General features: G+C 66.0%; 8 protein-coding genes. 2 read left to right on the top strand and 6 right to left on the bottom strand.

Features of this window, described 5'->3' with window-relative positions; translation table 11 throughout:
- Positions 1 to 277: 277 nt before the first annotated feature.
- Together IL54_RS11910 and IL54_RS11905 are read left to right on the top strand one after the other, a co-directional pair.
- On the top strand, positions 278 to 1,774 hold the full coding sequence (locus IL54_RS11910) for an ABC transporter substrate-binding protein (RefSeq protein ID WP_037475912.1): 1,497 nt from the start codon (positions 278 to 280) through the stop codon (positions 1,772 to 1,774).
- A 19-nt stretch (positions 1,775 to 1,793) separates the two neighbouring features.
- Positions 1,794 to 2,216, top strand: coding sequence for a DUF4112 domain-containing protein (locus tag IL54_RS11905; protein WP_037475911.1), 423 nt, complete (start codon positions 1,794 to 1,796; stop codon positions 2,214 to 2,216).
- Positions 2,217 to 2,219: 3 nt separating this feature from the next.
- Here the strand turns inward: IL54_RS11905 and IL54_RS11900 are convergent, their stop codons facing one another.
- The 6 genes from IL54_RS11900 to IL54_RS11875 form a co-directional block, all read right to left on the bottom strand.
- Positions 2,220 to 3,059, bottom strand: a complete 840-nt coding sequence (locus IL54_RS11900; RefSeq protein ID WP_037475909.1) for a ribonuclease T2 family protein — start codon at positions 3,057 to 3,059, stop codon at positions 2,220 to 2,222.
- On the bottom strand, positions 3,052 to 3,906 hold the full coding sequence (gene nadC, locus IL54_RS11895; protein WP_037475907.1) for a carboxylating nicotinate-nucleotide diphosphorylase: 855 nt from the start codon (positions 3,904 to 3,906) through the stop codon (positions 3,052 to 3,054). Before nadC ends, IL54_RS11900 begins: the two co-directional genes overlap by 8 nt.
- Positions 3,887 to 5,206, bottom strand: a complete 1,320-nt coding sequence (locus IL54_RS11890) for a DUF2254 domain-containing protein (RefSeq protein WP_037475905.1) — start codon at positions 5,204 to 5,206, stop codon at positions 3,887 to 3,889. The genes nadC and IL54_RS11890 overlap by 20 nt, the downstream gene beginning before the upstream one ends.
- Before the next feature lie 28 nt (positions 5,207 to 5,234).
- The gene (gene nadA / locus IL54_RS11885; protein ID WP_037475903.1) at positions 5,235 to 6,221 is read right to left on the bottom strand and encodes a quinolinate synthase NadA; all 987 of its coding nucleotides are present in this window, start codon (positions 6,219 to 6,221) and stop codon (positions 5,235 to 5,237) included.
- A gap of 33 nt (positions 6,222 to 6,254) precedes the next feature.
- Positions 6,255 to 6,974 (bottom strand): DUF4230 domain-containing protein, encoded by a 720-nt coding sequence (locus IL54_RS11880; RefSeq protein ID WP_037475902.1) that lies wholly within the window; start codon positions 6,972 to 6,974, stop codon positions 6,255 to 6,257.
- A partial coding sequence (locus IL54_RS11875) for an MBL fold metallo-hydrolase (protein ID WP_081913073.1) occupies positions 6,959 to 7,828 on the bottom strand: 870 nt, incomplete at its 5' end. The genes IL54_RS11875 and IL54_RS11880, both read right to left, overlap by 16 nt.

The following is a 7,828-nucleotide window of genomic DNA, read 5'->3' as shown; positions in this document are numbered from 1 at the left end:
GGAGCGAATTTAGTCGCAGCGGGGTGGGCCGACGCGAGCGTTGCGCTATGCCCACCCCCTAGCCCCCTCCCGCCGGCGGGAGGGGGGACAGCCTTTGTGCAAGGGCGACCTTTCCGATTCAAGTCCGGTAAGGGCCTCGACGTTATAGCGGGGAAGCTCAATGGCATCGCGCCTAATCCTATCAACAGCGCCAATCGGAAAAAATCACCCCACCCCCTCCCCTCCCCGCCATGACGGTTGGCGGCGGGGCGATAGCGGGGTAGGTCTCTTCATCGCCATGTTCGCCCGCCCTGCCCTGCCGCGTCGTTATCGCCCCCTGTTTGCTGCCGTCGCTGCGCTGGCAACGGTCAGCGGCTGTTCGCGGGAGGGGAGCGGGCCGGTTGTCGTCAGCGTGGTGGGCGACCGGGCGGATGTGACCAAGCCTTTGCAGCGATTGCCCAACCCGGCGGCCAAATTGATCCTGGAAGCGACCGCGCAGGGACTGGTCGGGTTCGACGCCAGCGGCGAAATCCTGCCCGCGCTGGCGCAGCGCTGGATCGTCGAGGATGACGGGCGCAGCTATATCTTTCGCCTGCGTCGCGCTTTCTGGCCCGACGGCACGCGCGTCACGGCGCGCGACGTCGCGCGGATATTGCTGTCGCGGATCGTGGTGCAGCGTCGGCTCGACCCGGACGGGCCTTTCGACGCGGTGCAAAGCGTCGTGCCGATGACGGGCGAAGTGATCGAAATCAAACTGACGGTCGCGCGGCCCTTCCTGCTGCAGATATTGGCCCAGCCGCAAATGGCGATCCTGGCACGGGAGGGGGGCACTGGTCCCTATCGCCGCGCGCAGCAGGGCCAGGCGCTGTTCCTGACCCCCGTCGATCGCGCGACCGGCGACGATGACGCGGCCGATGACGAGCCGATCCCGCCGTCGCAGACGCGGGTGTTGCGCGCCGAAAATGCCGCGCTGGCGATCATCCGTTTCCGTGAGGAACAGGCGGCGCTGGTGCTCGGCGGGCGCTTTGCCGACCTGCCGCTGCTGCTGCCCGCCGGGGTCGAGCGCGATGCGGTGCGGACCGACCCGGTCCAGGGCCTGCTGGGCCTGGCCGTTACCGGGCGCGGGAAGCTGCTGGATGATGATTATGTCCGCGCGGCCATCAACATGGCCATCGACCGCGCCAGCCTGTCCGCCCTGTTCCCGCTCGGCGGCTGGGCCACCAGCGAACAGATATTGCCCTCCGCGCTCGACCTTAGCCGCTCGCCCACCGCCCCCGCCTGGGCCGGGCAGTCGATGGACGAACGCCGCGCTCTCGCCAGCGCCACCATGACGCGGTGGCGGGCCGATAATGGCGATCCGCCGCCGCTGCGCATCGCCCTGCCGCAAGGGCCGGGCGCGACGCTGATCTTCGGCCTGTTGCGGCGCGATCTGGCCGCGATCGGGCTGACCGCGGTGCGCGTGGCGATCAACCAGAAGGATGCGGACCTGCGCCTGATCGACGAAGTGGCGCCCTATGATAGTGCGCTCTGGTATCTTGGCCGCGTCGGGTGCGCCCGTGCGGTGCATTGCAGCGATGCCGCCGACGCCGCGTTGCAGTCCGCAAGCCTTGCCAGTGATAGCGACAATCGGATCGCCCATATCTCCCAGGCCGAAGCGCTGATGCAGGCGCATAATGGCTATATCGCGCTGGGCGCGCCGATCCGCTGGTCGCTGGTGTCCAAACGGCTGAGCGGATTTCAACCCTCGCGTCGTGCGCGCCACCCATTGAACCATCTGTTCCGCCGCCCCAATTAAGGAGGAAGGAGACAGGCAGATGGCAGTATCACAGGATCAGTTCGAGCGCGTGGTGCGCGACATGCCCGGTTTCGGCCGCGACCCCGCGTCGATCCGCCGCCGGATAGAGGCGATGGAAGCGGTGCTGGAGGGATTGTTCGTCATCCCCGGCACTAATCGCCGCGTCGGCCTCGACAGCCTGGTCGGCCTGGTGCCGGTGGTCGGCGACCTCGCCACCGCCGCCATGGGCGCGTGGATGGTGTGGGAAGCGCGCAACCTTGGCATGTCGAAATGGCAGCTGACGCGCATGGCGGGCAATGTCGGGGTCGATACGCTGATCGGCGCGATCCCCTTTGCGGGTGACATTTTCGACTTTCTCTACAAGTCGAACACCAAGAATCTGCGGATCATCCGCAAGCATCTCGACAAGCATCACCCATCTACCGCGACGATCGACGCCTGATCCTTAGGGCGCGCTGGCGTTAGCGAGCGGCTGGACCTTGGGATCCAGGTCGAGGATCAGTCCCGGCTTGCGGGCGGGCGCAGCAGTGGGCCTGGCTTGCCTGGGCGCGGGTGTCGCCGGACGTCCATAAGCGATGCGCGGTCCCGGCTCGATCCGCAGGGTGCTGGCCGGAGCAGCCCCGCCCTGATGCGTCGGGCAACGGGTAAATTCCATCGCCCGGTCCATGCACAGCCACACTTCGCTCAGCCAGTTGCCACGGGTCGTCGTCACCCGCAGCATATCGGCCCGCAGCCCCTTATTGGCGCGGGCGAAGGCCTCTGCGAATTTCGCTACGGTCAAATTCTTCGTCGCTGCCAGCGCGGTCATGTCGGGATAGCGGATCGACTGATAGAAGGCGCGCGACAGGTTGAAATAGAGTTCCGGCTTGGTCGTCATGCAGGTGCCGTGCTTGGCCCATTCATGCTGGATCAGTTGCACCGACGGCGTCGTGCAGAGGTTCGCCCGGATCACGTCGCGTGGGACGAGATCGGCGGGGCGACAATATTGCGGCCACTCCTTGCCGAAGCCGTCGGGCCACAGGCCATGGAGGGTGAAGCCGAAGCGGCCCGCCTTGCCCCCGCATTGCAGTGCATGTTTGTTGCCGCGCGCGGTCGAGCAAAATTGCGGCGACCAGCTGAGTGCCAGCGTATAGCTGCCGATCGGCAGGACGCGCTTGGGTTCCTTGGTGGTCGGCCCTTCGATCGTGGGTCGAGCGATCTGCGATGGCGGGCGGCATTGGGCCGATTGCGCCAGCGCGGTGCCCGGCAGCGCGATCAGAGCCAGTGCCGCCAACGCCTTAAGCATAATAAGCGAAGTCCAGCCCGATGTCGGCAGCGGGCGCCGACTGGGTCAGCCGCCCGACACTGATATAGGTAACGCCCGTGCTGGCCTTCGCCCGGATCGTGTCCAGCGTCACCCCGCCCGACGCTTCGGTTGGGACGCGGCCATCGACCAGTCCCACGGCCTGCCGCAGCGTCGCCGCATCCATATTGTCGAGCAGCAAATGGGTCGCGCCCGCCGCGAGGGCCGGTTCGATCTGGTCGATTCGGTCGACCTCGACGATGATCCGCTCGACACCGGCCTCGACCGCGCGGCGCACCGCTTCCTCGACCGACCCGGCCACCGCGACATGATTATCCTTGATCATCGCCGCGTCCCACAGCCCCATGCGATGATTGGTCGCGCCGCCCATGCGGGTCGCATATTTCTCCAATACGCGCAGGCCAGGAATGGTCTTGCGGGTGTCGAGCAGGATCGCGCCGGTGCCGTCGATCGCATCGACGTAGGCGCGCGTCATGGTCGCGATGCCGCTCAAATGCTGCACCGTGTTGAGCGCTGACCGCTCCGCCGTCAGCATCGCCCGCGCCCGTCCCCGGATACGCAATATGTCGGTCCCCGCCGCCACTTGCTCGCCATCCTGGTACAATTGTTCGATCTCGACATCGGGGTCGAGTGCGCGAAAAAAGGCGACTGCAATCGGCAGCCCCGCCAGCGTCACCGGATCGCGCGCATCCATGACGCCGTCAAAGATGGCGTCGGCGGGAATCACCGCCTCGCTGGTGACGTCGCGGCCATCCGGACCAAGATCTTCGGCCAGCGTAGAGGCCACAAAGGCGTTCAGGTCGAAACCATCAAGAGCAAAGCCGGTCATGCGCGCCGTTTTCCATGGCTGGGACAAAATCGCAATAGCGCGCTTCCAATTCCTCCAGCGCCGGGCCGTCCAGCGCCAGGCGCGCCTGCGCGATCAAGCGCATGCCCTCCGCCTGCAACCGTGCGCGCCGGGAGGCGAGCGTCAGCGGTGCCGCAGCATCCCGCAGGCCATCGAGGAACTGCGCCGCCGCGATCGGGCTGGTCGCAGCAGCGGGCATGATCCCACCGAAGCCGCGCGCGACGAAATGGTCGAAATCGTCATTGAGCGGCACCACCCGGTTCCAGTCATAATCGCCCCGGTCCGGTCCGCCGCGCAGGTCGCGCTGGCCGATCGCCGCCGTCGCTGCGCCGAGCCAATGGAGCGCGGTCACCGCCGTAAACGGATCGTTGATACCCGGCGACAGCGCGCGCAAGGCGATTTCCACCAACTCGTCGATCAGAAACTCGATGTCCTGCGCAGGGGACCGCATCGCCCCGGTCGAAAAGCAGGACCGGACGGCGTCACGCATCGCGCTGTCGATCTTCGCACCGACGACGCCGACCAGCATGATGCCGGGATGGACGAAATCGCCCGGTCGCAGCCGCAGCTCCAGCCGACATCCGGCATCGCGCGCAATCTCGTCCAGCCCGGCGAAATCGACGATCTGGATATAGCCCGTATCGGCCGCGACGATCGGCTCCCCCTGGGGCGGGGCATCGGCGGTCTCCTCGACGCAATCGTCGGGGAAGCGCCCATGGACTTCGCGCAGCAGGCGGTCGCCAATGCCTTCCAGCACGGCGTTGATGCGGATGCTCGATGGCACATGGTTGAGGAAATAGACCAGGATGGCGATCGATATGCCCATCAACAGCGTGGCGATAAGCAACGATATTTGCGGCACGAATCCGGGATCGCCCGCGCTTTCCTGCGCATCGCGCACCACGCGCAACACCAGCACCGCATAGACGAAGGTCGCGATGAAGGTCGCCAGCGACAATTGGTTGCCGCGATCCTCCATGAAATTCGACAGCAGGCGCGGGCCATAGCTGCCCGATGCGTAAACCACGGCGGCAATGGTGATCGAAAACACCGTGGAGGCGACGCCGATCATCGACCCGGCAATGACGTTGAGAACGTTGCGCGCGCCTTCGGGCCGGGCGATGTCGATCCAGTCGTGCCGCTCCAGCCAGACCGATCCGCCATGGCGGTCGATCCACACCGTCGCGAACGCCATGATGGCCGCCAGCGTGGTGAACAGGGCCGGATAGAACCAGTAGCTGGCACGGGTTTCCTGCCAGCGCGCGCGCAGCCGGGCGATCATCGCCGTGCGGCCTTCACCGCGCGCCCCTTCACCGCGGGCCTACGTCGCCCAGACCCACCGTGGCGCTGGCCATTTCGAGCATCCGGTCCAGGCTCTTCTTCGCGCCCAGGCGCAGCGTCTCGTCCATTTCGATGCGTGGCTGCAGGTCGCGCAGCGCGAGGTACAGCTTCTCCATCGTGTTGAGCGCCATATAGGGGCAGATATTGCAGTTGCAGTTGCCGTCCGCGCCGGGCGCGCCGATAAACTGTTTATCCGGCACCGCTTTTTCCATCTGGTGGATGATATGCGGCTCGGTCGCGACGATCAGCGTGTCGCCGGGCATCGTCTTGGCGAAGTCGAGGATACCGCTGGTCGATCCGACATAATCGGCATGATCGACGATATAGGGCGGGCATTCGGGGTGGGCCGCGACCGGGGCGTCCGGGTGTTGCGCCTTGAGCTTGAGCAATTCGGTTTCGCTGAACGCCTCATGCACGATGCAGACGCCCGGCCACAACAGCATGTCACGGCCGAGCTTGCGCGCGAGATAGCCGCCCAGATGCTTGTCGGGGCCGAAGATGATCTTCTGGTCCAGCGGGATTTGCGACAGGATCTTTTCAGCGGACGAGGATGTCACGATGATGTCGGACAGCGCCTTCACCTCGGCCGAACAGTTGATGTAGCTCAGCGCAATATGGTCGGGATGGGCTTCGCGAAACGCCTTGAACTGCGCGGGCGGGCAAGAGTCTTCCAAGGAGCAACCGGCGTCCATGTCCGGCAGCACCACGATCTTGTCGGGCGATAGGATCTTGGCCGTTTCGGCCATGAAGCGCACGCCGCAAAAGGCGATCACGTCCGCATCCGTCTCCGCCGCCTTGCGCGACAGTTCCAGCGAATCGCCGACGAAATCCGACAAATCCTGAATTTCGGGCGACTGATAATAATGGCCCAGGATCACGGCATTGCGCTCCTTGCGCAGCCGCTCGATCTCGCCGCGCAGGTCTATGCCCTGCGGAATGCCGGTAAAAGCGTTCATGTGCCTAAAACTCCTCGATCCCTGAACAGCGCCCTAGCGCCGAGCCTGCCGGTTGGCCAGCACCTCGTTCACGGGCGTGGTGACGTCCCATCGTTCGCGATTGCGCCCGGCCCGTTCGGGCGGAAAGGTCACGATCACCCGCGCATCGTCATAGCCTGCGGCCGCCAACGGCGCGGCCATCAATTTGGTCAGCGCGCCGCGGCCATATTCGCGCGCCTGCGCCATGCGTTCGGGTGCCTGCGCCTCGCGCTGGGCGCGGCTTTGCGCATGGGCGGAGACGCGGCGGCTCAACTCCTCGCCCGCCTGCCGCGTCACGAACATGCCCTGGGTGCGGACCAGCGTGCGGCGGCTCTCATCGACATTGGGCTTGCCGGGCTTCACATCGGGCGCGTTGACGATCAGCGTGCGGGTCGCCTCGTTCCATTCCAGATCGCCTTCGCCAAGGCCGCCGACCTCGACGAAATAATCGACTGAGAAGGGCATTTTGACCACCTGATCGGACTTGAGGAGGCCGAAACCGCGCACATCCTGCGCCGTGCTCTGAACCGTGCCGGACAGTTCGGAGACTTTGAGGCTGCTCACCCCGGCGATCTTCGCCGCGATCACCTTGGTCACCGCGACCCCGTCTTCCTCGACCGCGACCACATAGTCGCGGTCATAGCGCTGCCAGCCGATCAGCATCGCCGCGCCGACCAGCAACAGGATGACCGCCGCCGCAATCGGCCCGGCATAGCGTTTCAGCGCATCTGCCATCGATCCTCCGTCGCCGTCACCAGCCCGCGCTGATCCAGGTCGATCAGATGCGCCAGCACCGATCGCCCGGCGGCGGGATGCAGGCGCGGGTCGACGCCCTTATACATTTCCAGCACCATGTCGGGTATGAGGCTGTCGCCATTGCGCTCCAGAAAGCGCAAAATCTGCCCCTCGCGTTGCTTGCGATGGCCCATCATGCCGCGCACCAGCCGCTGCGGATTGTCGATCGGCTCGCCATGGGCGGGATAATAGACCTTGTCCTCGCGCTCCAGCAGCCGCTGCATCGATCGCATATAGGCGGCCATGTCGCCATCGGGCGGCGAAATCACGCTGGTCGACCAGCCCATGACATGATCGCCGGTGAAGAGCGCGGCTTCTTCGGCCAGCGCGAAGCAGAGATGGTTTGACGTGTGCCCCGGCGTTGCCACCGCTTGCAGGGTCCAGCCGGTGCCCGCGACCTGTTCGCCATCCGCCAGCACCCGGTCGGGGCGATAGGCCGCATCGAACGCCGCATCGGCGCGCGGCCCGTCATCCTCCAGCGTCAGCGGCGCGCAGCCGATCACCGGCGCGCCCGTGGCTTGGCTGAGCGGTCGCGCCGCCGGGCTATGATCGCGATGCGTGTGGGTGCAGAGGATCGCCACGACCGGCCGCCCCGCAATCGCCGCCGTCAGTGCCGCGAGATGATCGGGCGCGTCCGGGCCGGGATCGATCACCGCGACGTCGGTCGTCCCCACGACATAGGTCTGGGTACCGGTAAAGGTGAAGGGCGACGGATTGGGCGCCAACACCCGCGCCACCAAGGGGGATAGCGGCATCTGAATGCCGGTCGGCAGGTCGGCCGGATCGAAAGGAGG

The organism is Sphingobium sp. ba1, from assembly GCF_000743655.1.
GTDB lineage: Bacteria > Pseudomonadota > Alphaproteobacteria > Sphingomonadales > Sphingomonadaceae > Sphingobium.
Note: the sequence above shows the minus strand (reverse complement) of the source record. Positions and strands in the feature narration are given on the sequence as shown.